Source organism: Mesorhizobium shangrilense (genome assembly GCF_028826155.1).
GTDB classification, from domain to species: Bacteria; Pseudomonadota; Alphaproteobacteria; order Rhizobiales; family Rhizobiaceae; genus Arvimicrobium; species Arvimicrobium flavum.
Genome location: NZ_JAQGPN010000001.1, coordinates 1842880 through 1868579, shown reverse-complemented (window position 1 = coordinate 1868579; position 25700 = coordinate 1842880). Strand labels below are relative to the sequence as shown.

Genomic DNA, 25700 nt, shown 5'->3' with positions numbered 1-25700 from the left:
AGGACCCTCGATGCGTTGCAGAAGTTCTATTTCAAGGCGTCACACAAACCCGATCAGCTCTCCGCGGCCTCGGCGCCCTCGCCGTTCGCGGTAAGGGCGGCCGCACGGCGATCCCTCAGCGCCTGCATCATTTCGGGGTTCGCGAGCAGCCGCTTCAGCTGATCCTCGGCCGCAACCTTGCCATCCATGTAGCGCTGCAGATTGGCCAACTGGCTGCGGGCCTCCAGCAACGCATTGAGGGCAGGAATCTGCCGGGCGATGCCGGCCGGCGAGAAGTCATCCATCTTCCTGAAGGTGAGATTGATGCCGATCTGTTCGTTCCCAGCCTCTCCCAGGCGATTGGGCACCCGGAATGTCGCCGCAGGCTCGACGCTCTCGAGATAGTCGTCGAAATTGTCCATGTCGACATTGGCGAACTTGCGCTGCGCCAGCGCCGGCTTTTCGACCTTGGAGCTGTTTCCCGACAGGTCCGCCATGACGCCCATGACGAAAGGAAGCTCGACCATCTTCTGCGCGTCGTAGGGATCTTCGTAAGCAATCTGGACGCGGGGCGGACGGTTCCTCTTGATGAATTTCTGACCGCTATCAGATGACATGGCAGATTTCCCTCCGAATGGACAATGCAATACCCGGTCCCGCAGTTTGTCAATTCGTTTCGCGCGCCTGCAACCTAAGACACGTCGACATTGGCCTCTGCTTAACGCGACTGCGCACCGAACTTCAGATGTCACTCCAAAAGACGGAAGTAAATGTAAGGAAAAGATGAAGTCCCCGGACTATCTGAGCACGCCCGATTTTCGCTTGCTTCGTTTCTGGCTCAACCCTGGATCTCTAGGCAGCTGGCGGCGCTGGACCACCGTTCTTTACGATCTCGCTCAGTATAGCGGAGAAATCGCGGCTCATGAACGCGCGCGCCTTTCCGAGCAGGACCGGTATCGGACTGGACGGCTCGCGGGCGCGGAAGAACGCATCAGCGCTGCCGATGAGCGCCTCGGCCTCCTGGCGAGTGCCCGCCTGGAACTCGGGCGGCGCGGCGACGCCGTTGCCCTGCGCGCCCTCCGTGGCCGTCTTGGTGATCGCCTTCATGCGGCCCATGTCCAGTTGGAACGGGTGCCCGCCGCTGAAGGTGATCATCGCCTTGGCCGCCCCTTCCGGCATCAGCATTTCCAGCGCTTCCACCAGCGACTTGCCGACCAGCATGCGCGCTTGGTGGATCAGGATGAGAGCGGGCGACGAAGGCTCGGCCCGAGCGAAATACTGCTCGGCAGCCAGCAGGGCCGCGCTCGCCTCGGCATGATCCGAGAGCGCGATGACGGCGGCCGGCGGGGCGGCGGTCCCGGCAGACGGCAGCGCAACGTCGCCCGTCTCAGCGCCCCCCGTATCGGGCTTCGCCTGCTCCGCCTCCTCTGCCTCCAGCGCCAATTCCGGAACCGCCGCACGGATGAGCGTGCGGATCTGTCCGAGCACCTTCTGCAGATTGTCGAGGCTCGGGCGGGACGCGTGACCGGCAGCCTCGATGAAATTCGCGTCGATGTCGCGGAGCGCCCGCGCGGCTGCATTCACCGCCTGGTCGAGCGCTTCGATCGTCACCCTGTTGTCCGCCTGCTGGATCGCTTCGAGCACATCGGAGACGCCTACCTGCCGGTCGTCGGGGCGCGGCTGAACCTCGCCCGTTGCGACGAGATAGTCGCGAAGACTGACCGCTCCGATCTTTCTGCTGTTGACAAGCGGCGCATAGCCAAGCGGCAACAGGACCGATGTCTGATCATCCAGGCCGGAGATCGTGTTCTGGCGCAGCGTGAAATCGCCGTCGGCGCCGCGCGGATGCACCCCGTCCCAGCGGCTGCCGACCAGCCTGGCCATGCCTTGCAGGCATTCGCAGAAGCCGACCACCTGCCCGGCAAGACACTGGAAGCGCGCCTCGAGCGCGAGCAGACGAAGATCCTTGGTGCGGGCGAGAAGTGCGGCGACCGACTTGATCTCCGACTTGAGGTCGACCTTCGTCCGGTCGAACGGAACGTAGCGCGCGTCGTTGACCGGGGAGTTCGGGTCCTTCTGGTAGAAGCTCTCGGGAATGCGCCCCGCCGCGGAAAGCACGTAGTTCAGGTAGGCCTCGTCCCCCTCCTCGTCGAGATCGGGACCGCAGGGATCGGCTTCGGAAATCGCCTCTGCTATGTCGTCGAACCGCATGGATCCGTCCCGTTAAGAAAAAAGGCGTCCATCGGGGTGGACGCCTTTGTGGCAGCCGCGCGGCCGGCGCTATTGCAGATTGATCCGCATTTCGACGCGCCGGTTGACCGGATCATAAGGATCCGCAACCCGGGGGTTGGTCTCGCCCTTACCCACAGCGGTAACGCGGGATTCTTCGATTCCGTTGGCCAGCAGAAATGTGGTGACGGACTGAGCGCGCCGCTCCGACAGGCCGTCATTGTACTGGGCCGAACCCGACGCGTCCGTGTAGCCCTCGACCAGGAACGAGTGTGATTTGAGCCGGTTGTCGCTCAGAGCCTTGGCGAACTCGCCGAGCTTCGTCCGTGCGTCAGGGGTCAGGTCGGACGAGTCGAGGTCGAAGTTGATGAGCATGTCGAGACCGGTTTGCGCCGGAGTGACCTGCGCCGAGGCCTTGGCCTTGCACTCTTCTTCCGTGCCCACGCAAATTCCGCGCGACGCGCCGAGATCGGCAGCTGCTGCGAAGAATTCGATGATGTCCTTGGAGGTTTGCGTGGATTGCCCCAAGGCAGGCGTAGCCGCCAGCGCGCTGGTGAACAGCAATACACTCAATGGAACCCGCATGACGTGCCTCCATCGTGACAAGCCGAACTTTGAGAAACGGGCCTGAATAGAATAGGTCCGCGCTGATGATCGTGTCAACAATAGGGCAACAAGGACGCATCCTGCAGCGCGGTGAACTTGTTCAACAATCAACAATTGACGACAATGCAAACGTCATGACACCGCGCGGCGAACGCTCTATGAAAGAAGTAATGACGATCTGACCGCAAGATACGCCGGCTCGGACAGGGCCGCATGGGACCGGGTTTGAAGCAGGGGGTGCACTCATGGCCAGCCCGTACAAACAGGATCGGCGCTACGGCGAACTTCATACGCCGCTTGAAGAGAACGAGCTCGTTCTTCGCCGCTTCGACGGCATCGAAGCCATGAGCGATCTGTTCGAATACAGGGTGGAGGCGATCAGCCACAAGATCGAGCCGAACTTCGACCGTGCGATCGGCCGCAACTGCACGGTGACGTTGAAGCCAGTTGGCGGCGACCCTCGCCACTTCGACGGCATCCTCACTGAAGTCCAGCTGATCGGGATCGAAGACAAGGACTTTGTCTACAGGCTCATCCTGCGCCCCTGGCTGTGGATGATGTCGAAGCGCACCAACTGCCTCATCTTCCATGACAAGACCGCGCCTCAGATCATCGCCGACATTTTCGATGCGAACTCCGGTTTTGCCGAGTACCGTCAGGTCCTGACGGAGGACTATCCGGTCAAGGAATACTGCGTCCAGTATCGCGAAAGCGACATGGCCTTCGTCTGCCGGCTGATGGAGGAGAACGGCATCAGCTACCATTTCCTCCACGAGAAGGGAAAGCACACGCTCGTCATGGGCGATGGAGCCTCGGCCTACGGCGACGTGCCCGGCTCGACCCGCAAATATGTCCCCACCGAGCAGGAACACTGGCGCGACGCCGAGCATTTCAATGTCTGGCGCCCGGAACGGCGGTTCACCTCGGGCAAGGCGACGCTGGAGGAGTATGACTTCAAGAAGCCGACGACCGAGTTGCGCGCCGAGAAGTCGAATGCCTCCGACCACGGGAACGGCGAACTGGAGATGTTCGATTTCCCCGGCAAATATGAAAAGCAGGAGGACGGCAAGAAGCTGGCCAATTGGTGGCTCGAAAGCGAGCAGGCCGCTGACCAGCATTTCTTCGCCTCGGGCAACTGCGTCACCTGCCCGCCCGGCTATCTGGTGACGCTGGCCGATCATCCCAATACGGACCACAACCAGGAATACCTGATCCTGCGCGCGACGCACTCCTACTCCGCCCAGTACTACGGGTCGACCGGCCGGCTCGACCAGGAGGGCTATCATGGCAGCCATGAGCTGATGAGCAGCAAGCGCGCCTACGCCCCGCCCATCGTGACGCCGATGCCCCACGTGCACGGCCCGCAGACGGCAACCGTCGTCGGCGACGGCGACATCGATTGCGACGAGTACGGGCGCATCCTGGTCCGCTTCCACTGGGACCGCGCCGAAGATCAGTCGATGCGGGTCCGCGTCGGCCAGGTCTGGGCCTCCCAGAACTGGGGCGGCATCTTCATCCCGCGCGTCGGCATGGAGGTGATCGTCGACCACCTGGAGGGCGACCCGGACCAGCCCATCGTCATCGGCTGCGTCTACAACGACAACAACATGCCGCCCTATGACCTTCCGTCCGAGAAGAACAAGGCCGGCTGGAAATCCCAGTCGACCCCCTACGGCCCGGGCTACAACGAGATCATGATGGACGATACGACAGGCGACGAGCTCGTCCGCCTGCACGCCCAGCGCGACCTGGAATCGAAGATCGAGAATGACGAACGGCGCAAGGTCGGCATGAACCGCACCACCAACATCGGCGTGATCGACAAGCTCGATGTCGGGATGCAGCTCAACATCACGGCCGGCATGCAGATCTCGATGACAGTCGGCGCCAGCACCATCGTGATGACGCCGGCTTCGATCGACATCACCTCACCCGTCATCAATGTGACCGCGACATCGGCGCTCAACCTGACATCCGCGATGGCGATGAACTCGACCGCCGGGATGTCCATGACGTCGACGTCCGGCCTGTCGATGAATCTCACCTCCGGTCTGCTCATTCAGGCCACCTCCGGGGTGATGACGTCGAGCATGGCCGGCGTCGTGAATGAACTGAAGAGCCCGATCATCAAGCTGACCGGAATACCGATCATCTCGCCGGTGTGATCCCGTCCCGATTCCAAGGCGTCCGACCGATGGCCACTCGACTTCGCTTCACCACTGCCAGGGAACTGTTCGACGCCTTTCCCACGGCGTCCCAGGACATGAAGGCCGAGCCGACCGACGAGCCGTCGCTCGACTTCTGCCGGGCCAGGCTTGCCGGCAAGGTGCCGGAGGACGCGATCACCTTCTGCGCCTATCTCCTGCCGCGACGCGTCGCGGTGTGGTGGGGTCACGAGTGCCTGACCCAACTGCCGGATCTGCTCGACGAGCAGGACCGCCGGATGCTCGCACTGGCGCGTGACTGGGTGAGCGAGCCGGAGGAGGACCGCAGATACGCGGCCCTGAACGAGGGTATGGCCGCGCGCGAGAAGACGCCCGGCGTCTGGATCGCCCTTGCAGCCGGTTGGAGCGGCGGCAACATCGCACCGGCCGGCATGGAGCCGGTGGCGTCCCAGGTCTTTTTCACGCCCAAGGCCGTCAATGCCGGCATCCTGTTCATGCTGGCGCGGGTGGCGATTGCCGATCGCGCGGCCGTGCTTTCGGGTTTCGTGGAGATGGGGATCAACCTCGCGGAGACGTCGTGATGGCGGGCCCTTTGGAATGCGCATGCACGCCGCGCCGATCGGCGTATGATTGGGGTGAACAGGCGCGCGGAATTCCGCGGCGGCGTGTGCATGATGAGGTGCGATCGACGGCATGACGATCACATTGACGATTGACAATCTGGACTCGCTTCCCGATGGCGGGCCGACCAGGTTCCAGGCCCACAACCGCAGTTTCGAGATCGGCCGGGAGCAGCATCTCGACTGGACCCTTCCGGACCCGGGCCGCTACATCTCCGGCCGTCACTGCGAAGTCCGCTACGAGAACGGCGCCTACTGGCTCTACGACACCTCGACCAACGGGGTTTTCGTCAACGGCTCGTCGCAGCGCGTCAAAAGCCCGTATCGGCTGGAGAACGGCGACCGGCTCTCGATCGGCCACTATGTCATCGACGTGGCGCTGCAGGTCGATGAGCGGCCGGCGCAGGAACCGATAGCCTCGCCGTCGCCCGCTCCCGCCAACGGAGACATCTGGAGCGTCGATGGCCCTGCGCCCCGCCCTGTCGACCGGCGCGGTTTCATGCCCGAAGCCTCGAGGCGGCGCGAGGCCGATTTCTCGGACCAGTTCCTCGAGTTCCCCGAGATCCGGCAGCCAGAACGACCCGAGCGCGAGAGCCCGGGGGCGGACGCGTGGGACGCCCGGCCGTCGCCTCCCGCCAGCCGTTCCGCATCGACTGGCGAGATCGATCCGGACGCTGCGCAGCGGCCGCCCGGCCGCGATGCCGGCTCCGTCGACACCGCCAACACACCCCCGCCGGTCGATCCGTCGGCCATGCGTCCCATGCCTGGCCCGGCGGAGCGTCGCGCGGCCGGTGTCCACGTGCAACCCGCCTTCCCTCCGCGCATTCCAGCCGGCCAGGCACAAGCAGGCCCGTCGTCGGCTTCGGCCTTCCTCGCTGCGTTTGCCGCCGGGGCCGGCGTCTCCCCGGAGGCGCTGCGCAGCAGGAATCCGGAGGAGCTTGCCTTCGAGATCGGCGAGTTCGTAAAATTCTCCGTCGACAATCTGCGACAGCTGCTGAAGGCGCGCGCGGCCGCGAAGACGATGACCAAGAGCGCAAGCCGCACGATGATCAGCGCGAGCGACAACAACCCGCTGAAATTCGTTCCCGGCACGCCCGAGGCCATCGAGGTTATGTTCGCCCACAATCGGCCGGGCTATCTCGACGCCAAGCACAGCCTCGACCAGGCATTTGCCGATCTCAAGCGCCACGACCTCGCCACCTATGCGGCGATGCAGAAGGCGCTGGCCAAGCTGGTCGAGGAGTTTGCGCCCGACGCCATCGAGCAGAAGGTCGCCAGCGCAGCGTTTCCCCTGAAGAAGAGCCGCGCCTGGGACGCATTCGTTGCGAAATGGGAAGAGCGCGATGCCGGCGAGAACGGCATGCTCGACACTTTCCTCGACTATTTCGCCGAAGCCTACGACCAGGCCAGCGGAGGCAAGAAGGCCGACAAGGACTGAGGGGCGTGGCGCTGGCGGCTATCAGTTCCCCGTTTCCGCGGGCGGGCAGTCCGCGCCTGTTCCCGGACCGCATCCCTGCATCGGCTGCGTCGACCCGGCGCCGCGCGGCAGGCCGCCCGGCTGGGGCGTATCCGCGTCCTCCGCGCCGCCCGTCTCGACCGCGTCGCGCATCGCCGGTTCTCCGACGTGCCTGCGCTGGATCACCTCGACATCCGTGATGCCGATCGCGGCGAGTTGCGGCAGCACGACGTCGGGATCTCCCGCCACCACGATCACCGAAGGCGTGAGCGAGGCGAGATCCGGGGCCACCTTGCGCACTGCATCCAGTTCGAGGGCCGCGACCCTCTCGCGCCGGGCATGATCCTCCTCCAGCGTGACGCCGAGCGTCCCCGTGTCGATCACGTAACCGGCGAAGCTGCGGCCGGTTTCCGCCGTCGCCGCAAGAGCCGTGCGATAGGCGGTGATCGTGCGATTGAGCTCTTCCTCGCTGACCGCAGACGTCGCCAGGCTATCGAATCCTTTGAACACCTCCTTCAACGCAGCGCCGGTATTGTCGCGCCCGACGGTCATCTCCACGACCATACCGCCGTGCGACTTCATCGCCGACATCAGCCTGGCCGACGTCCCGTAGGTATAGCCCTTCTCCTCGCGGATGACCGAATTCAGCCTGCCGTTGAAGTCGTCTCCCAGCAGTCGCATGACGGCCGTGGCCTCGGCGCGCTGCGGATCCTCCCTGCCGGGCGCCGGGCGCGCGATGAAGAGCGCCGACTGGCTGGCGCCGCGCTCGGGCGCCAGCAGCACCTTCCTGCCGGCAGGGAACGTGGCTGATGGGAATTGCAGCGCGGTGTAGCCGGCCTCTACATCCTTCCAGCCCGCGAAGGCCCGCTCCAGCGCCTGCGCCACCTCCTCGACCGGCTGCGAGCCGACGCTGTAGAAAGTCGTCGTGGACGGCTGGAACAGGCGGAGGAAGGCGTTCCTTGCATCGTCCAGCGTCATCGCCCTCAGCGCATCGAGCGACCAATCCTGGTCGGGCCTGCCCGGCTCCTTCGGAAACAGGACGGCGTTCGCCGATCGCGCCGCAACGCCGGGCAGGTCCGACTCCCGGTTGGCGAGCCACTGCGCATAGTCCGTCGTCAGGATCTTCCATTCGCCCTCGTCGAAACGCGGTCGCTGGATCACGTCGGCCAGCAGCGCAAGGCCGTTCGCAAATTCACCTTTGGGCACTGCCATCGACATCGCCGTTCGCGCATTGCCTGAGGCCGAGGCGATGTTGGCGCCGATGTCGGCTGCGGTCTTGGCGAGCGCCGCGTAGCTGCGATCGCCGGCCCCGCGCACCGCCATGTTGGCCGCGACGTCGATCAGCCCCTCCTTCCCCTCCGGCGCGTTGAGCCAGCCGCCCGGCGCGACGGCCGCGACGTACTCCATCGGGGTTTCGGGGAGCTGATAGTGCACGACCTTGACGCCGTTGGACAACGTCGCCGTGGTCTTCTCCGGCAGCTTCGTCGCGCCGGGTTCGCGGGCTTCGAGTTTGGGGACGTCGACATGCGGCCGCTCCGCCACCTGGAACGGCGCCGGAACTCCCGACGACTCGAGCAGAATCGCAGGGTAGTCGCCGCGCTTGCCGGGGCGGACGATCAGCGTGCTCGCATTCTTCAGATCAAGCACCTTCCTGGCGGTTGCCGCGACGCTCTCCGCCGTCGCCGCAACGATCTGCCGGTCGTCCTCCAAGGCGAGCCCGGGGTCGCCCAGGATGTCGGTGGCGTAGGCGATGGCGCTCGCCCTGTCGTCAAACGGCTCGATCGCCAGCTTTGCCGACAGCAGTGCGGTCGACTTCGAGCGGGCGACGTCGGCCGGATCGATTGGCGTCGACAGGAACTCCTCGAACGCGGCCCGCAGTTCCGTCTCCAGCGTCTCCACCGCGACGCCCTCGTTGACCGTCGCGTCGATCTCAAAGCGACCGCCGAGCAGCCCCGGCGTCCAGGAGGCGCCGACCGAATTGGCGAGGCCCTTCTCCGCCACGAGCCGGCTCCTCAGCAGGCCGAAGGCTCCGTTGCCGAGCAGATCCGAGGCTATTGCGAGATCGCCATTGTCATCCGAGGAGGATGGCGGGCCGTCGAAGCCGATGGCGACGCTGGCGGTCGCCACGCGGTCGGTGACATCGAGCCTGAGCTTGGTCGGAGCCGTCGGCGCAGGGCTCGGGCGCGGCACCTCCGCGCCGGTAGGAATGCGGCCGAAGGTATCCTCGATCAGCGCTTTGGCGTCCTCCACCGCAAAGTCGCCGACCAGCACGAGGATGGCGTTGTTCGGGACATAATAGGTGTCGAAGAAGCCCCTCACCTCGTCCAGCGAGGCGTCGTCGAGGTCCGCGATGGAGCCGATGACGGCGCGGCTGTAGGGATGGGAATCCGGGAACAGCCCGGACCAGAAGGCCGTCCAGCCGGCGGAGCCGGCATTGTCCAGAACGTTCTGACGCATCTCGTTCTTGACGACGTTCCTCTGCAGGTCGAGTTCGCGCTGGTCGACGTCCTCGCCGAGATTGGCCATGCGGTCCGCCTCGATGGAAAGAATGACCGGCAATCCGCAGGACAGGCCTTCGGCGTAGTAGACGGTGCCGTCTTCCTGGGTCCACGCATTGATGGTGTTGCCCATCGCCGCTTGCGCCGCGAACACGTTCGGCCAGGCTGGAGTGCCCGAGAACATCAGGTGCTCAAACAGATGCGCAAAACCCGAGCGGCCGGCGGGTTCGTTCATGGAGCCGACCCGGTAGCGGAGATTCATGACCACCTTCGGCACGCGCCGGTCCGGCGCCAGCACCACCTGCAGTCCGTTCTCCAGCGTGTATCGCGTCGTCTCGAGTGGCTTGTCGTCCGACGCTGCGCCAATCGACGCGAGCGACACCAGCATGAAGAATGCAAAGAAAAAACGCTTCAAGATCAATGTCTCCGGCGATCCGCCGTGCCCAGACGACACGCTGTGCCCCGTCTGTACGCCGCTCAGCGGCCATCTGCCATGCTCAAAGCGCCGAAATATGGGCGAGCGGAAGACCGTACGGGAATTTGCGCCCGACAACCAAGTCTGTTCCCTCAGACGATTCCCCTGGAGGACTCGTTGTTCTAGAGTGATGGCGAATCAACTGGTTGGGTAGGGCATCGGGGCATTGCTGTCCGGCGAAGCGGCGCTGGACGGACTGTGTTGATTCCCATTCATGTTGCGGAAGCCTGCGATTCGTCGATTGGGGTCGGGCGTCCTTTTTTGTGCGCCCGGGCCCGGGTCCATGAACACCAAGCCGCCACTGAATACGCAATGCCGACAGACCTCGCGTCCTCGCGAAAACGTTCATCCGCACTCGGATCGCGCGCCGACCTCACTGCCCATCTGGCGGGCCTCGGTTCCGAGATGGGCGCGGAGCACTACATGCTGCTTGCCGTCGTCAACGACCGCGACCGCAGCGACGCGCGCGTCATCGCCTCGAACTGGGTCTATGACGCCATCCAGCTCATAGGATTCCGGCAGCTGGCGGCCATTGCGCTGAGCCGGTTCAGCACTCCGCCCGGACTTTCGTGCCTCAGCCTGATCACGGCCAACGCTCCCGATCTCGGCGGCGTCCTCGACGGCGAGACGGCGCGGCTGCTGCAGGTCCTGGGACATACCGAACTGTTCTGCCTCAAGCTCCATGTCGGCCGACAGCGCTACTATCTGCTGCTGTCCTCGTCCCGCAGCGGCACGATCGACCCCGCGCGCCTCGCAGCCGCGCACTTGCCGCTCTGCTATGCCTTGTCGACCGCTCCCGATCTCCTGGCCTCCGCCTCCCTCGTCGATCCGCTGACGGACCGCGAGCGCGAATGCATGTTCTGGGTCTCTGAGGGCAAGACCACCGACGATATCGGCGTGATCCTCAGCGTGTCATCCAATACGGCGAACGGCTACATCGCCAACGCCATCCAGAAGCTCGGATCCAGCAATCGCGCCATGGCCATGGCGACCGCCATCCGCAGCGGGGTCATCTGATGGCGCTGCCGAGAACCAACCTCCCCGAGAACGCCCCCGCCGGCCTGCACGGCGCCGCGCCTTCGATAGCCGACCTGCTGCGCATCGGCGACAGCATCGCGTCCGACATCGGCGCCTCGGATTTCGCAACCTTCTTCATCGGAGCGGCCCGCGAGCGTGGCCGCCTCACGCCTGCACTGGACTCCGACTATCCTGCGGTCTCCACGCAGAGCACCATCCTGTCGTCCAGCTTCGGCGACGAGTTTGTCAGGCATGCCGTCACGTCGACGCAGCCAAGCTGGTGGTCCGGAGAGCGCGAAAGCCCCGCCACGCGCGCTTTCGAGACGCTGGGTTGTGCGCGGCGGACCGCCCTCGGGCTCCCGGACGTCCCCGGCATCGCCTTCCCGGCGTATGCCGAGCACGGAGCGTCCGGGTTGATTGCGTTCTTCGGCACAGACATCCTCCTTTCGGACGAGCTGACGCCCGACGTGCACGCGCGTTGCTTCCGGCTGTTTGCCGACATGGTGCGGCTGGGCCTCGGACAGGTGGGACCGCGCCCGGCCGTTACCCAACGCGAGCTCGACTGTCTCAAGCTGACCGCCAACGGCTATACCAGCGAAGAGATCGCAGTCATCCTCGGCCTGTCGGTCCACACTGCTAACCAGTATCTGACCAAGGTCACGCTCAAGCTCAACGCGTTGAACCGTGTCCACGCGGTCGCCAAGGCGCTGCGGCTCGGCCTTATCGAGTAGGCGTCACGAATCTGCCAGCGAAGGCACCGCCTTGCGCATCCTCGCCTCCGAGATGGCATTCCCCAGGAAGGCTGTGTTCTTCTCAGGGCATGGATCCGGCTTGTCGAACGAGACGTAGTTGACGACCACGGTCGCGATGTGGTCGGCGAGTGTGAGCGTGAAGTAGACGGTCGCGCCCCTCGGCCTCAGTTCGAGGTCGAGCGATATCGTCGGTGCCTCGCCCCAGCCGACACGGGCCTCGCCGCCGTTCCCGAGGCGCACGGCGCCCGGCATGAAATACAGCTCGGCGGCGGAATCCACGATGTCCGCCACACAAGCGAAATGCTCGAGGCGGATAAAGGCGATGTAGTCGGCCACCTCGACCATGCGCAGTTCGCGCACGACCTCCTTCATCGCCTCCGACACGATCAGTTCGCGCGCCTCGGTGTGAGACTGACGGATCATTGCATCTCCCTGCGCTGTGGCGGCCTGGTCTTTCTCGCGTAGACGATGCGGACCAGTTCCGCGACGGCCTGATAGAATTGAGCTGGGATCACGTTATCAACCGAAACTTGTTTGTACATGGAACGCGCGAGCGCCACGTCCTCAAAAATCGGGATTCCATGCTGGCCGGCGATCTCCCGGATCTTCAGAGCGACCAGGTCCTGCCCCTTGGCCACGACGACGGGCGCTGAATCCTCGTCGCGAACGTATCTGAGCGCGATTGAATAGTGGGTCGGGTTGGCGATGATCAGCGTCGCCTTCGGCACCGCGGTCATCATGCGCCGCCGCGCCCGGTCGCGGGCGAGCGAGCGCAGCCGCGCCTTGACGATCGGATCGCCTTCCGACTGCTTGTGCTCGTCCTTCACTTCCTGCTTCGTCATCCTCAGGTCCTGGCGCCAGTGGAAGCGCGACCAGATCAGGTCGATCACGGAGATCGCCGCCATCACCAGCGTGATCGAGATGAGGATGTTGATGAGCACGTCGCGGATGACGATGCCGAAGGTGGTCGGATTGGTCAGCATGCCCGACAAGAGTCGGTCGCGCGCCTCGTTCACCGCAAAGGACAGCACCGCGATCACGAAAGCTAGCTTGCCCAACGACTTGGCGAATTCCACGAAGCCCGCCATGCCGAACAGCCGATCCCACCCTTTGCTCAGCGAGATGCGGGACGCCTGCGGCCTTATCCGCTCGCCGACGAACTGAGGCATGTTCTGCAGCGCCGACGCGGCCACACCGGCAACCGCCAGCAGGAGCACGAAGATGCCGAGCATCTTGCCGATCTCGACCAGGACAACGCGGTAGAGCTGCATGACATCTTCCGCCGTCCCGAGTGACCAGGCCTCCGGCCGCTCGAGGAAGTCGGCGAGGAAAGCTCCGGCGGCGGCAATGTCGGCATCGACGAAGAACACGCAATAGACAAGGATCGCCACGAACGAGAGAAGGATCGCGGTCTCCTTCGAGTGAGGCAGCTTGCCCTGCTCGATGGTGTCGCGGATCTTCTTCTCTGTCGCTTCTTCTGTTTTGCTGTCCTTGTCGGCAGCCTCAGACATGACAGACGCTCAAAGCCTCAGGCGGCGGCCGGCTGAGCCGTGGGCAGCTCGATCGTGCCCTCGCCCGCCAGCCGGATCGCGGTGGAGGCGATGGTGCGCCGCGCCCGCAGGATGTCCACCGCGGCGATGCCGTCGGCGCCGGCGGAAAGCTCGGACTCGATCATGCGCCGTGAGCGGGCGCCGATCGACGACAGCACCGCCTCGGTGAGGCCTGCCGATCCGTTGCGCAGCGCGAGCGTCACCAGTTCCGTCGACAGTCCGTCGAAGAGTGTGACGCGCGACCTCTGGGTCAGAAGCTCGATGTCCTCGAAGGCGAACAGTCTCGCGCGGATGGCGTCGAGGCCGCCCGCGCCCGAGGCGGCGAGATCCTGCATGACCTCGTCCAGCAGCGGCTTGTCGAGCTCGTTGAGCAGGTTCGCCACGCGCGATTGCCCGGCCGCGTTATCCTTGTGCGTCGTATCAGCGAGCAGACGCGTCCTGATCTGGTTCTCGACGATCTTCACGGCCGCGGGCGGCATGGACGTGATCGCCATCATGCGCTTGATCACCTCGGTCCGCATCGGCTTTTCCAGCTTCAGCAGAACTTCCGCGGAAACCTGCGAGGTCAGGTTCGAGAGGATGAGCGCGGACGTCTGGGCGTGCTCGGCGGCGAGGAACGCCGCCAGCCGCTCGCGATCCAGCTTGGCGACCTCCGGCCACACCGGGGGCGGACCTTCGTTCTGGGGCGTCACCGGCTCGTCGCTCATCAGCGCACTCACCTCCTCCGGCGAGAGCGTCTCGTTGAGGATCGTGTCCATCGCATCGCCCGAATCCAGGAGGCCCGCGCCTTCGGTGAACTCGGCCTCGAATTCGGCGACGATGGTTTCCAGGTCGCTCTGCGGAATGGTCGAGAGCGTCCTGGCTGCCTCGATCAGCGCCTTGAGCTCATCCTGCTTGAAGAATTTCAGCAGCCGGCTGGCGGCCGGCTTGCCCATGGCGACAAGGATCGCCGCCGCCTTCTGGGGCCGTGTCATGGCCGAGGCGTCGAAGGGTTGTTCAGCCTCGTGGCGAGCCGCCGCACCGCTCCGGTTGGTCATCATAGGCCCCGCCCGGCGGTCATTATCTCGGTCAGGCGCACGCCGAACCGGGACGGATCGTTCTCCATCACGATGATCTCGCCCCGGGCGATCCTGCGGCCGTTGACCATCACGTCGATCGGTTCGCCGATCCGTCGGTCGAGCGGAACCGTCGAGCCCTTCTGCAATCCCATGAGATCGGCGACAGGCATCTCGGCGCGGCCGAGCACCACCTGGACGTCGACCGGGATGCTCATGATGATGCCGGTGGGCGCAGCCGCGGCGGATGCGGATGCGGATGCTGGCGCCGCGGAAGCGGCTGTTCCAGCCGGAGCGCTCGGCTTGTCGGTGAGGACGCCGCGCAACTCCTCGAACGCCCGATCGAGCTGGTCGTCTGGGCCGTCGCCGTTCGCCGTGCCGTGCTGCGTCATGGTTCGTCTCCGCTCCTTTTCCAGCCTTACGCGCGGTTGGCCGGCAGCAATCCGTCAATGATGTCGTGGCCGGTCTCGAAGGGCTCGCGCACCCTCACCGAGAGGTTCTGGCCTACCCTGCCGAACTCGCAGGTGAATAAGGTCTTGTCGCGCGCGGCGAGCCGGACATTGGCCTGCGCCCCGTCGTCGAACGGCACCACCTGCCCGATCGCCAGCGTCGAGAGCTCGCCCAGCGTCATCTGCGCGATGGGCATGGTGGCGACGACCTCGACGTTCGAGCGCATGACTTGCTCGCCAAAGCGAGCACCCCAGGCGTTCTGAGCGGCGCCGCCGCCCTCGGCAATGCCGTCCGCACGATGCTTGAGCAGCACGCGCTGCGGCATGACCACTGCGACCTCGCCGCTTCCCGCACGCGACGTCAGGCTGAAGACAATGCGCACGGCCGGCGTGTCCCGCATCGAAAGCTTCTTCAGGTCAGGTCCGGAGACCGGAGCCGGCAGCGGAAACTTGATGTCGAGGGCGCGCGGGCCATGACCGTTGAGCGCGGTCGCCACCTCGGTGAACACCGATGTCGCGACCTCGATCTCGATCGGGGACGGGTCGCGCTCAAGCGGCGTGACGGGCATGTCGGGATCGGCCCCGAAGACGGTGCTCACGACCAGCGAAAGCGCGCCCGCGTCAACCACCATCATCAAGGCGTCCGGCGACGATACAGATGCCGCGACGGTAACGGCGGCATGGCTTGCCGGCTTGGGGCGAGCGTCCGCAAATCGCGTGAGGTCGACGCGCTTGACGTCCACCTCGAGACTTATCGCCAGCGAATTGGCAAGGCCCTCGGCGATGCGTGCGATGGCGCGTTCGCCCATGGACCGGGCGGCGCTTGTCACGCGCTCCGGCTCGCCGGTCTCACCGACCAGGCGCTCCAGGATGTAGTCTCTAGTCTCCGCCGGAGTGCCGACGCTGGCCATCGTCATGCAGCCTTCTTGACGTCGGCGGCGCCGCTGCTCATCGTGCTCTGCTCAACGGCGTCGATCGACGGCCTGTCGTAGGCGGAAATGGTCTTGCGGCCGAACTCGATCGCCACCTGCGGCAGCGATCCGTTCATATAAGCCAGCAACGTCTGCTTGACGATCACATAGAGGCGGTTCTGCTTCTCGCGCACCATCTTGATCTTGGTCGCGATCGGGCCGACGACGGCGTAGGACAGGAAGATGCCGAGGAAGGTTCCGACCAGCGCCGCGCCGATCAGGCCGCCGAGGATTTCCGGAGACTGGTCGAGCGCGCCCATCGCCTTCACGACGCCGAGCACGGCGGCCACGATGCCGAGCGCCGGCAGGCCGTCGCCCACCGCCGTCATCGCATGGTAGGGCTTCAGGCTGTCGCCGCGGATGGTGTGGATCTCCTCGTCCATCAGCGCCTCGATCTCATGCGAGCGCGCATTGCCGATGATGATGATGCGGCAGTAGTCGCAGATGAAGTGCGTCAGGGCGTGGTTCTTCAGCACTGCGGGGAAAGCCTGGAAGATCGCCGATTCCTCGGGATTGTCGATATGAGCCTCGACCTCGCTGCGCGATTTGGAGCGCAGTTCGCGCATCAGGCTGTGCAGCACGCCGAGCGTCTCGAGATAGTCCGCCTCTTTGGGAACTGCGTTCTTGAACGCCTCCAGCGTGGCCTTCCCAGTGTCCTTGACGACCTTCATCGGGTTGGCAACGAGGAAGCAGCCGAGCGCGGCGCCGCCGATGATGACGACTTCCCACGGCTGCATCAGCACGCCGATGTGGCCGCCCATGGCCATGAAGCCGCCGAGCACGCAGCCCAGGGTCACCACCAGCCCGATCAGAATGCCCACTAACTAGCCCTTTCGTCACCGTCCCAACGTAGCATTACGGGTCGTGCCTTGCGTGAGGCTTGAACGGGCCTCCGCGGGATTCAGTTTCGCGCAAGGAAATGGGCGTAGCTTGCGGCGTGATGGACAATCGCCCGGGAAGGCTGTCGCCTTGGTGAACACCTATACGAGCTATTCGCTGATCATGCGCGACATCGCGAAGTCGATCGACAGGGTCGGCCGCGATCCGATCGTCAGCCGCGACACCGAGTACTACATGGCCAATATCGGCAAGGTGTCGTCGATCGACGAGTTCGTGAACGACTACCGGCTGTTCAGCTATGCCATGAAGGCGCACGGCCTCGAAGACATGACCTACGCCAAGGCGTTCATGGTCAAGGTGCTCGAGGGCGGCGTCACCGATCCCGACAGTTTCGCCAATCGCCTGAGCGACAAGCGGTATGTGGAATTCGCCAAGACATTCGACTTCAAGCGCAATGGCGCCGAAGCGACCACCTACAACCGCGCGCAGGCCGACGTCCCGAAGAACTTCATATACCAGACGGAATTGACCACCGGTCAGGCCAACTACGCCTATGTCGAGGAGGAAACCTCATACTTCCTCGAGAACATCGGCAATGTGAAGTCGGTGGACGACCTGCTGGGCGACGCGCGCCTGCTGCGATACGCCCTCACCGCCAGCAACATCTATCTCGGCGACTACGCGACGGAGCAGGACCCGACGGGCAAGGACCATGTGCGCGCCATGCTCGAAGGCGGGGTGGCCGATCCCCAAAGTCCGGCCAACAAGCTGGGGGACAAACGCTTCGCCAACTTCGTCAGCGTCTTCAACTTCGTCGAGTACGGAGCCGACTCTACGTCCCGACTGGCTGTGCAGATGGGCACGCCGCAGTCCTTCATCCAGGAATCGGAACTGGTCCTCTTCAAGGGGGTGTCGGACACGCAGCGCGCCGAAGTCGCCTACTTCACCGCCAATATCGGCAAGGTGGCCACGGCGGGCCAGCTGATCTCCGACAAGCGCCTGCTCACCTTCGCGCTGGCGGCCTACGGGCTCGACGCCAGGACCGAACCGCCGGAGCGCGTCCTCCAGATGCTCACCGGTGGCGTCAGCGATCCGCAAAGTCCGGCCAATCAGCTGTCCGACAAGCGCTATGCGGCATTTGTCTCCGCCTTCAACTTTGCCGAACATGGCGCTGCCGCCACTTCACGCGATGAGGCGACGCAGCTCACGCCAAAGCGCTACCTGGAGCAGCAGGCGGATCCGGAAAGCGCCTATTTCCGCGCCAATATCTCCACGGTGAAGTCGGTGGGCGACTTGCTGCGGAACGAGCGGCTCATCACCTATGCCATGAAGGCGTATGGGCTGGACGCCAAGGCCGAGAACCGCGTTCTCGTCCGCGACATGCTGCTCGGCGGCGTGACCGACCCGAACAGCCCGGCAAACCAGTCGAGCGACAAGCGCTGGGCGGCCTTCGTCTCGGCCTTCGACTTTGCCCAGCATGGTGCGGACGCCACGTCGCGCGCCGCCGTCACCGAGGCGACGCCGAGGCTCTATGTCGAAAATCTCGACCCCGAGACGGCCTATTTCCGCGCCAACATCGGCAAGGTGACGACGGTCGACAAGCTGCTCGCCGACACCCGGCTGCTCACCTACGCGACGGCGGCCTACGGGCTCGACGCCTCGACGCAGGGCAAGGACACGATCCGCAAGATGCTGGTGGGCGGCGTCGACAGCCCCACCAGCCCGGCCAACCTGCTTGACGACAAGAGCTATGCGCGGTTCGTCGCCGCGTTCGACTTCAAGACGCACGGCGTGAACACGACCTCGCAGGCCGCCGTGCTGGAAGCCACGCCGACGCGCTACGACACCATGCGCGATCTCGGCCTCGTCAAGCTGCCTGCCGCCTACGTCAAGGCGGAGACCGACTACTACAAGGCCAATGTCGGGAAGCTCGAATCGATCGACGACCTGATGGCCGACAAGCGGCTGTTGAACTACGCCCTGGTCTCCTATGGCTTCGACCCCGCTGACCAGAGCCCGGCCAAGATCCGGCAGATGCTGGAGGGCGGCGTCAAGGAAGAGGACAGCCCCGCCAAGAAGTCCGGCGACAGCCGCTGGGTCGCCTTCGTGTCGGCCTTCAACTTCGTCGAGCACGGAGAGGAGACGACCACCTTCAGCCTCGCGCTGAAGCCGACTATCGACAAGTTCATGCGTCAGACGCTCGAGGAAAATGCCGGCAACACCAACGAAGGCGTTCGGCTCGCGCTTTATTTCGAGCGCAAGGCACCGAAGATCTCGAATTTCTACGAGGTCCTGGCGGATCCGGCTTTGGCCAAGGTGGCGCGCACGGTCCTCAGCCTTCCGGATTCCTTCGCGAACGCCGACCTCGACAGGCAGGTCAAACTGTTCGAGAGCAGGCTCGACATTCAGGACTTCAGCGAACCTGACAAGCTGGCGAAGTTCCTCACCCGCTTCACCAGCATGTGGGAGATCGGCAACCCCAGCGCACCGACCGCGGCGTCGCTCGCCGCCTCGCTGATCGCGCCGTCCCCCGCCGGCTACGGCGTCTCCGCCGACACCCTCTTCGCCATCCAGAACCTTCGGCGGTAGCAATGCAGAACGCCCTTTATGTCGCGCTTTCGTCCCAGATCGCGCTGGAGAAGCGATTGACGACAATCGCCGACAATGTCGCAAACTCCAGCACCGTCGGCTTTCGCGCCACCGGCGTGAAGTTCGAGGATCTCGTGTCCGGACTTGGCAACGAGCGAGTGTCCTTCGCCTCCGCCGGCGACACCTTCCTGTCGGGTGCAACCGGCTCGCTCCGACAGACCGGCAATCCGTTCGACTTCGCGGTGCAGGGCGACGCCTGGTTCGGCATCGAGACGCCGGTCGGAACGGTGATGACCCGCGACGGTCGCTTCGAGATGAACGACGCGGGGGAGTTGGTTACGCACCAGGGCTACCGTGTGCTCGACGCCGGCGGCGCGCCGCTCCAGCTCGATCCCCGCAACGGCCAGCCCAGCGTCGGCGCCGACGGCATGATGAGCCAGAACGGCGTGCAGGTCGGCGCCATCGGCCTGTTCACCTTCGATCCAGGCCAGAATTTCCAGCGCTTCGGCAACTCTGGCATCGTGCCGGCCACCGAGCCTGAACCTATCGTCGACCGCATCGATGCCGGTGTCGCCCAGGGTTTCCTCGAAGATTCGAACGTCAATCCGGTTCTCGAGATAACGCGCCTGATCATGGTCCAGCGGGCCTTCGAGAACACGGCCGCGGCCATTCGCAGCACGAGCGCCAGCTTCGACGAAGCCATCAAGACCCTCGGGTCGAAGTAAGCTATGTCGCAGGCAGAAGCAGTACCCCCGCCACGCGGACTGGCCGCAGGACAGGAGGGCGACAATCCGCTCCTCCTTCTGGAGCGCATCCAGGGTCTCTATTCCGATCCGGCATCCCTGGTCAGGCTGGGCGGGCGCATCTGCGAGGTGACGAGCACCGGCTACCAGGTGCGCGGTATGTCGGCCGGCTCGCGCCTCGGCGACGTCGTCGAGCACCGCAGCCGCGGTATGACGCGACGCGGCGAGATCGTGCGGGTCACCACCGACGGGGTGACCGTCTCTCCGTTCGAGCGCAGTGCCGATGCGGGGGTCGGCGATCCGGTCTTCAACACCGGACCGTTCATCCTGTCGCCGGACAACGCTTGGCGGGGTCGCAGCATCGATGCGCTGGGCCGCGGCATCGACAGCGGCCCTCCGCTCATCGGTGGCGTGCCGACGGGAGCGTTGGGCGACGGCGGGGTCCCTCCCGCCCTCTCGCGCGAACGCGTCGGAACAGGTTTTTCGACGGGCGTAAAGGTCATCGACATCTTCACGCCCATCTGCTTCGGCCAGCGTCTCGGCGTCTTCGCCGGATCGGGTGTCGGCAAGTCCACCCTGCTCGCCATGCTGGCGGCCGCTGAAGCTTTCGACACCGTCGTCGTGGCCCTGATCGGCGAACGCGGGCGCGAAGTGCGCGAATTCCTGGAGGACACGATCGGCAGCGCGATGGCGAAGACCGTCGCCGTCGTCGCCACCAGCGACGAGAACCCGATGATGCGCAAGCGCGCACCCGAAACCGCAATGCGCGTGGCTGAACATTTTCGCGACCAGGGACATCGCGTGCTGGTCATCCTCGACTCCATCACCCGCTACGCCCATGCGCTACGCGAAGTCGCGACCGCGGCGGGCGAGGCTCCGGTGGCTCGCGGTTATCCAGCCTCGGTATTCACCGAATTGCCCAAGCTGCTCGAACGCGCGGGCCCTGGCGCGGCTGGTTCGGGCTCGATCACAGCGATCATCTCCGTGCTGGTGGACGGCGACGACCACAATGATCCTGTCGCCGACTGCGTGCGCGGCATCCTCGACGGCCACATCGTGCTTGACCGCACGATCGCCGAACAAGGCCGCTACCCGCCGGTCAATCCGCTGGCGTCGATCTCGCGGCTTGCGCCGAAGGCCTGGACGGACGACCAGCGTCTGCTCGTCACGCGTCTCAAGGCGATGATCTCGCGTTTCGAGGACACACGCGACATCCGGCTGCTTGGCGCCTATCAGCCCGGCGCGGACGCCGAACTCGACGCCGCCGTGCGCCAGGTGCCGGTGATCTATGATGCGCTGGGACAATCGCCCCGGGACAAGCCGTCTGTCGACGCCTTCGGCGATCTAGCGCGCCATCTCAAGGCCAGGGAAAGAGCCAATGTCCCCCAGACAGCCTGAGCGCGAAGCTCCCGCCATGCGATCGGCCGATGCCGCAACGCCTTTCTGGCGCCGGATGTTTGGTCGTGCGAGCGCGCGTGGCGCATCCAGATCGGGGAAGAATGGAGCCAGCACGCGCCACGATTTCGTCATCGCCGCGTCGGGCATTGCGCTCGGCGTCACCTGCGCGCTGTTCCCCTGGTACATCTTCTTCAACCAGGAGAAGTTCGGTCCGCCCGCCATGAAGTTCGAGGCGACGGAGGTCGAGGCGAACGGCGATGACGCGACCGCGACGCCGTTGCTCCCGCGCGGCAACTCCGAGGTCCGCATCATCGGCATCCCGGACTTCGAACTGGACTACGATGCCACGGGCAGCCTGCCGCGGACGTTCTCGCCGCCACAGCCGGCGGTCGAACAGCCGTTCCCGGAAGATGTCTCGACCTACAGGGTGCTGCACGTCACGGCGGGCCGCGCCATGATCGAGGACGACACCGGCATCTGGGTCGTCCAGCGCGGATCGCGACTGCCCGACCGGACCCGCGTGGAGCGCATCGAACGACGCGACGGGGATTGGGTTCTGGTGACCAGCGGCGACAAGGTGCTTGTCGCCTCCGACTGAACTCTCCGGGCTCCGATCCAGCGCGCCCAGAGCGCTTGGCAAGGTCCACGCAAGACTGGACGCATAGTCTCTGTTCATCGTCCGGAGACACGCATGGATCCCGTCAACCTTTTCGACCTTGCTTCGCAGCAGTCGCGCTGGCTTGCCGTGCGGCAGTCGGCGGTGGCTGGCAACGTCGCGAACGTCAACACGCCGGGCTACGGAACCGCCGAGATCGAGCCGTTCCAGCGCGTCCTTGACAATACGCGCGTGACACTGGCGTCGACCAACCCCGCGCACCTCGCGGGCAATTCGTCGGCGGACGGTTTCAAGGTCACGCAGGAAGACACCAGCCAGGCGCTGATGCCTTCGAAGAACACCGTGGTGCTCGAGAAGGAACTTATGAAGTCTGGCGAGATCCGCCGCGGCATGGAGCTCAACACGGCCATCGTCAAGGCGTTCCATCGCATGGCGTTGACGAGCATGAAGGGCTGATCCCCATGGATGCTCTTACGACCGCATTGAAAGTCGGCGCATCGGGCCTTGCGGCGCAATCCGAGCGGCTTCGCGTCGTTTCGGAGAACATCGCCAACGCCCAATCGACGGGCGAGACGCCCGGCAGCGATCCGTATCGCCGCAAGACCATAACCTTCGCGGCCGAGCTCGACCGGGCAAGCGGCGGATCGGTCGTGAACGTCACCTCGATCGGGCGCGACGCAGGCGCTTTCCCGCTGGAATTCCAGCCGGGCAACCAGGCCGCCGACGAGAACGGCTTCGTCAAGATGCCGAACGTCAACACGCTGATAGAGATGACCGACATGAGCGAGGCCAATCGCTCCTATGAGGCCAATCTGCAGATCATCCGGCAGGCGCGCGAACTGATCTCCATGACCATCGACCTGATGCGGAGCCAGTGATGATCGGCGCCATCGGGAACATCGAACAGAAACTGACTATCGGCGGCGCCGGATTTGCGACCGGCTCTGCCGACAGGCTGGCCTCCGCCGCCGAGGCCGCGACCGGGCCATCCTTCACCGATCTGCTCGCCGCCGCCGCCAATCGCACCGTAGACACGCTGAACAACGCCGAAGCCGCCTCGGTGAAGGCGCTGCAGGGGGACGCGGACACACGCGAGGTGGTCGACGCCGTGATGAGCGCCGAGCAGTCGCTCCAGGCTGCGGTCGCCATCCGCGACAAGATCATCTCCGCCTATCTCGACGTCAGCCGCATGGCGATCTGAAGGAGTACCGTATGAGAGCGCTTGCAATCGCCGCAACCGGCATGACCGCCCAGCAGACCAACCTCGAGGTCATCGCCAACAACATCGCCAACATCAACACCACCGGCTTCAAGCGGGCGCGGGCGGAGTTCACCGATCTCCTCTATCAGACCGACCGGACCCAGGGCGTGCCCAGCCGCTCCAACAGCGGCATGGTGCCGGAAGGCGTCAGCATCGGCCTTGGCGTCCAGACGACGGCGATCCGCAACGTCAACGTGCAGGGCGCGCTCAACCAGACCGGCAACCAGTTCGACCTCGCCCTGACCGGCACCGGCTGGTTCCAGATCGAAGGCGCCGACGGCCAGACGCTCTACACGCGCGCAGGCGCCTTCAATACCGACGCGACGGGCCAGATCGTGACCCCCGACGGTTACCCCGTCGTGCCGGCGATCACCGTCCCGGCGGACGCGATCTCGATCATCGTCAACAAGAGCGGACAGGTGTTCGCCCGTTTCGACGGCGAAGCCGAAGTCCAGGAGATCGGCCAGCTGACGCTCGCCACCTTTGCCAACGAGGCAGGCCTCGCGCCGCTCGGCGACAACCTGTTCCAGGAGACGGAGGCGTCCGGCGCCGCCAATGTCGGCGTGCCCGGCGATCCCGGCTTCGCGACGGTCCAGCAGGGCTATCTCGAAGATTCCAACGTCGATCCGGTGAAGGAGATCACCGAGCTGATCTCGGCGCAGCGCGCCTACGAGATGAACTCGAAGGTCATCCAGGCCGCCGACGAGATGGCCGCCGTCGTCTCCAAGAACATCCGGTGACAGGGATGATCCGCCGCGCTTTCCGCATCGCAGCCCTCGCGGCGGCCGTAACGGCTGCCGCCCTGCCCGCCTTCGCCTCGGAGACCGTACTGGTGCCGGTGCGCACCATCTATCCCGGCGAGACGGTCACGATCTCGGCGCTGCGCGAGGTGGTGCTGAAGCCCGGCAAGCAGATACCCGCCGACGTGGCCTTCCGCGCCGACGATCTCGACGGCAAGGTGGCGCGGCGCACGCTGCTGCCCAACCGCTACGTCCCCGTCAATTCGCTCCGCGAGGCGCATCTGGTCGAGCAGGGCTCGCCGGTGCAGGTCCTTTTCGAGGCAGGCCCCCTCCAGATATCGGCCACGGTGATCTGCCTGCAATCCGGCGCCGTCGGCGACGTCGTCAAGGTGCGTAATATGGACAGCGGCAAGGTCTTCACGGCAATCGTCACCGGCAGCGGCACTGTGAGGGTCGGCGCCTGATGTTCCGCCGCGCGATCCTGGCTGTCCTCTTGGCTGCCTCGCTGATTCCCGCCCCGGCCCTGGCGGCCGACCTTGACGGCGGCAAATGGGCGCCAGCCAGCCCTGGCGGAGACCGCGACGGCATCTATGGCGGCTACGACCGCCGCGGCGGCCCGGCCCTGCCCGCGCGTGGCGGCATGGTCACGCGCATCAAGGACATTGCCAATCTGCAGAGCGCCCGCGAGAACCAGCTGGTTGGCTACGGTCTCGTCATCGGCCTGCAGGGAAGCGGCGACAGCCTGCGCAACTCGCCCTTCACCGAGCAATCGATTCGCGCCATGCTCGAGAACCTCGGCATCGCCTCCGAAGGCGGCCGGGCGCGCGCCAAGAACGTCGCCGCCGTCATCGTGACCGCCAACTTCCCCGCCTTCGTCTCGACCGGCGCGCGCATGGACGTCACCGTATCCTCGATGGGCGATGCCACCTCGCTCGCCGGCGGCACCCTGATCATGACACCGCTCAAGGCCGCGGACGGTGAGATCTATGGCGTGGCGCAGGGCCCGGTCATCGTTACCGGCTTCAACGCGCAAGGTGCGGCGGAAAAGCTGACCCAGGGCGTGCCCACGGCCGGACGCGTCCCCAACGGCGCCATCGTCGAGCGCGAGATCAACGAGAAGTTCGCCTACCAGACCAACTTGAAGCTGGAGCTGCGCAACGCCGACTTCTCGACCGCCGTGAAGATCGCCGATACCATCAATGCCTTCACCAAGGATCGGTTCGGCAAGCGCCTCGCCTACGAGCAGGACGCCAAGACCGTCATCATCGAGCAACCTGCCAAGATCTCCAGCGCGCGTTTCTACGCCATGCTGGAGACCCTTCCCGTCGAGGTCGACATGCCGGCGCGCGTCGTCGTCGACGAACGCACGGGCACGATCGTGATCGGCCAGGACGTCAAGATTTCCCGCGTCGCCATCAGCCACGGCACGCTGACGGTGCGCATCACCGAAATGCCGCGTGTCGTCCAGCCGGATCCCTTCTCCGACGGCGAGACCGCCGTCGAGGACTATACCGTGATCGATGCGGCGCAGCCCGACGCCACGGTCGGCCTGCTCAACGGTCCCAATCTGGAGACGCTGGTGGGTGGGCTCAACAAGCTCGGTGTGAAGCCCGACGGCATCATCGCCATCCTCCAATCCATCAAGTCGGCAGGCGCGCTCCAGGCCGACCTGGTGCTGCAGTAGGCGCCAT

General features: G+C 65.1%; 25 protein-coding genes. 15 read left to right on the top strand and 10 right to left on the bottom strand.

Going from position 1 to position 25700, the window contains the following annotated elements; genetic code table 11:
• Nucleotides 1-53 precede the first annotated feature (53 nt).
• The 3 genes from tssB to PD284_RS09165 form a co-directional block, all read right to left on the bottom strand.
• Nucleotides 54-596, bottom strand: a complete 543-nt coding sequence (tssB, locus tag PD284_RS09175; RefSeq protein WP_274627899.1) for a type VI secretion system contractile sheath small subunit — start codon at nucleotides 594-596, stop codon at nucleotides 54-56.
• Nucleotides 597-831: 235 nt separating this feature from the next.
• A complete protein-coding gene (locus tag PD284_RS09170) occupies nucleotides 832-2190 on the bottom strand; it encodes a type VI secretion system protein TssA (RefSeq protein WP_274627898.1) in 1359 nt (452 codons plus the stop codon).
• Between the two features lie 69 nt (nucleotides 2191-2259).
• Nucleotides 2260-2793, bottom strand: coding sequence for an OmpA family protein (locus PD284_RS09165; RefSeq protein ID WP_274627897.1), 534 nt, complete (start codon nucleotides 2791-2793; stop codon nucleotides 2260-2262).
• 266 nt (nucleotides 2794-3059) lie between these two features.
• Between PD284_RS09165 and PD284_RS09160 the strand changes: the two genes are divergently transcribed.
• The 3 genes from PD284_RS09160 to tagH all read left to right on the top strand — a co-directional run bounded on the left by PD284_RS09160 (nucleotide 3060) and on the right by tagH (nucleotide 7037).
• Complete coding sequence (locus PD284_RS09160) at nucleotides 3060-4979, top strand: type VI secretion system Vgr family protein (protein WP_274627896.1); 1920 nt, start codon at nucleotides 3060-3062, stop codon at nucleotides 4977-4979.
• Nucleotides 4980-5008: 29 nt separating this feature from the next.
• On the top strand, nucleotides 5009-5560 hold the full coding sequence (locus PD284_RS09155; protein WP_274627895.1) for a DUF6931 family protein: 552 nt from the start codon (nucleotides 5009-5011) through the stop codon (nucleotides 5558-5560).
• 112 nt (nucleotides 5561-5672) lie between these two features.
• Complete coding sequence (tagH, locus tag PD284_RS09150; protein WP_274627894.1) at nucleotides 5673-7037, top strand: type VI secretion system-associated FHA domain protein TagH; 1365 nt, start codon at nucleotides 5673-5675, stop codon at nucleotides 7035-7037.
• Nucleotides 7038-7058: 21 nt separating this feature from the next.
• Here the strand turns inward: tagH and PD284_RS09145 are convergent, their stop codons facing one another.
• On the bottom strand, nucleotides 7059-9968 hold the full coding sequence (locus PD284_RS09145) for a M16 family metallopeptidase (protein ID WP_274627893.1): 2910 nt from the start codon (nucleotides 9966-9968) through the stop codon (nucleotides 7059-7061).
• 372 nt (nucleotides 9969-10340) lie between these two features.
• Between PD284_RS09145 and PD284_RS09140 the strand changes: the two genes are divergently transcribed.
• Together PD284_RS09140 and PD284_RS09135 are read left to right on the top strand one after the other, a co-directional pair.
• Complete coding sequence (locus tag PD284_RS09140; protein WP_274627892.1) at nucleotides 10341-11045, top strand: helix-turn-helix transcriptional regulator; 705 nt, start codon at nucleotides 10341-10343, stop codon at nucleotides 11043-11045.
• Nucleotides 11045-11776, top strand: a complete 732-nt coding sequence (locus PD284_RS09135; RefSeq protein ID WP_274627891.1) for a helix-turn-helix transcriptional regulator — start codon at nucleotides 11045-11047, stop codon at nucleotides 11774-11776. The genes PD284_RS09140 and PD284_RS09135 overlap by 1 nt, the downstream gene beginning before the upstream one ends.
• Nucleotides 11777-11779: 3 nt before the next feature.
• Here PD284_RS09135 and PD284_RS09130 read toward each other — a convergent pair whose 3' ends face one another.
• The 6 genes from PD284_RS09130 to motA are packed head-to-tail and all read right to left on the bottom strand — an operon-like array spanning nucleotide 11780 to nucleotide 16643.
• A complete protein-coding gene (locus tag PD284_RS09130) occupies nucleotides 11780-12220 on the bottom strand; it encodes a hypothetical protein (protein ID WP_274627890.1) in 441 nt (146 codons plus the stop codon).
• The gene (flhB, locus tag PD284_RS09125; protein WP_274627889.1) at nucleotides 12217-13308 is read right to left on the bottom strand and encodes a flagellar biosynthesis protein FlhB; all 1092 of its coding nucleotides are present in this window, start codon (nucleotides 13306-13308) and stop codon (nucleotides 12217-12219) included. The genes PD284_RS09130 and flhB overlap by 4 nt, the downstream gene beginning before the upstream one ends.
• 17 nt (nucleotides 13309-13325) lie before the next feature.
• Nucleotides 13326-14384, bottom strand: a complete 1059-nt coding sequence (locus PD284_RS09120) for a flagellar motor switch protein FliG (RefSeq protein ID WP_411956261.1) — start codon at nucleotides 14382-14384, stop codon at nucleotides 13326-13328.
• Entirely contained in the window at nucleotides 14384-14794 is a 411-nt protein-coding gene (gene fliN, locus PD284_RS09115; protein ID WP_274627888.1) for a flagellar motor switch protein FliN, read from the bottom strand. Before fliN ends, PD284_RS09120 begins: the two co-directional genes overlap by 1 nt.
• Nucleotides 14795-14820: 26 nt before the next feature.
• Nucleotides 14821-15768, bottom strand: coding sequence for a FliM/FliN family flagellar motor switch protein (locus tag PD284_RS09110; protein ID WP_274627887.1), 948 nt, complete (start codon nucleotides 15766-15768; stop codon nucleotides 14821-14823).
• A complete protein-coding gene (gene motA / locus PD284_RS09105) occupies nucleotides 15765-16643 on the bottom strand; it encodes a flagellar motor stator protein MotA (protein ID WP_274627886.1) in 879 nt (292 codons plus the stop codon). The genes PD284_RS09110 and motA overlap by 4 nt, the downstream gene beginning before the upstream one ends.
• A gap of 151 nt (nucleotides 16644-16794) precedes the next feature.
• Between motA and PD284_RS09100 the strand changes: the two genes are divergently transcribed.
• From PD284_RS09100 to PD284_RS09055, 10 genes are all read left to right on the top strand, one after another.
• Nucleotides 16795-19251: a DUF1217 domain-containing protein gene (locus tag PD284_RS09100; protein WP_274627885.1), complete on the top strand. Its 2457-nt coding sequence runs from the start codon at nucleotides 16795-16797 to the stop codon at nucleotides 19249-19251.
• A gap of 2 nt (nucleotides 19252-19253) precedes the next feature.
• On the top strand, nucleotides 19254-19976 hold the full coding sequence (gene flgF, locus PD284_RS09095) for a flagellar basal-body rod protein FlgF (protein ID WP_274627884.1): 723 nt from the start codon (nucleotides 19254-19256) through the stop codon (nucleotides 19974-19976).
• Nucleotides 19977-19979: 3 nt separating this feature from the next.
• Nucleotides 19980-21392 carry a flagellar protein export ATPase FliI gene (fliI, locus tag PD284_RS09090; protein ID WP_274627883.1) on the top strand — a complete coding sequence of 471 codons (1413 nt, stop codon included), beginning with the start codon at nucleotides 19980-19982 and terminating at the stop codon, nucleotides 21390-21392.
• Entirely contained in the window at nucleotides 21373-21990 is a 618-nt protein-coding gene (locus tag PD284_RS09085) for a hypothetical protein (RefSeq protein ID WP_274627882.1), read from the top strand. The genes fliI and PD284_RS09085 overlap by 20 nt, the downstream gene beginning before the upstream one ends.
• 93 nt (nucleotides 21991-22083) lie before the next feature.
• The gene (gene flgB, locus PD284_RS09080; RefSeq protein ID WP_274627881.1) at nucleotides 22084-22464 is read left to right on the top strand and encodes a flagellar basal body rod protein FlgB; all 381 of its coding nucleotides are present in this window, start codon (nucleotides 22084-22086) and stop codon (nucleotides 22462-22464) included.
• Between the two features lie 5 nt (nucleotides 22465-22469).
• Nucleotides 22470-22886 carry a flagellar basal body rod protein FlgC gene (gene flgC / locus PD284_RS09075; RefSeq protein WP_274627880.1) on the top strand — a complete coding sequence of 139 codons (417 nt, stop codon included), beginning with the start codon at nucleotides 22470-22472 and terminating at the stop codon, nucleotides 22884-22886.
• Nucleotides 22886-23209 carry a flagellar hook-basal body complex protein FliE gene (locus PD284_RS09070; protein WP_274627879.1) on the top strand — a complete coding sequence of 108 codons (324 nt, stop codon included), beginning with the start codon at nucleotides 22886-22888 and terminating at the stop codon, nucleotides 23207-23209. Before flgC ends, PD284_RS09070 begins: the two co-directional genes overlap by 1 nt.
• Nucleotides 23210-23220: 11 nt before the next feature.
• Complete coding sequence (flgG, locus tag PD284_RS09065) at nucleotides 23221-24009, top strand: flagellar basal-body rod protein FlgG (protein WP_274627878.1); 789 nt, start codon at nucleotides 23221-23223, stop codon at nucleotides 24007-24009.
• Nucleotides 24010-24014: 5 nt separating this feature from the next.
• Nucleotides 24015-24473, top strand: coding sequence for a flagellar basal body P-ring formation chaperone FlgA (flgA, locus tag PD284_RS09060; protein WP_274627877.1), 459 nt, complete (start codon nucleotides 24015-24017; stop codon nucleotides 24471-24473).
• A gap of 176 nt (nucleotides 24474-24649) precedes the next feature.
• On the top strand, nucleotides 24650-25693 hold the full coding sequence (locus tag PD284_RS09055) for a flagellar basal body P-ring protein FlgI (protein ID WP_274630584.1): 1044 nt from the start codon (nucleotides 24650-24652) through the stop codon (nucleotides 25691-25693).
• Nucleotides 25694-25700 lie beyond the last annotated feature (7 nt).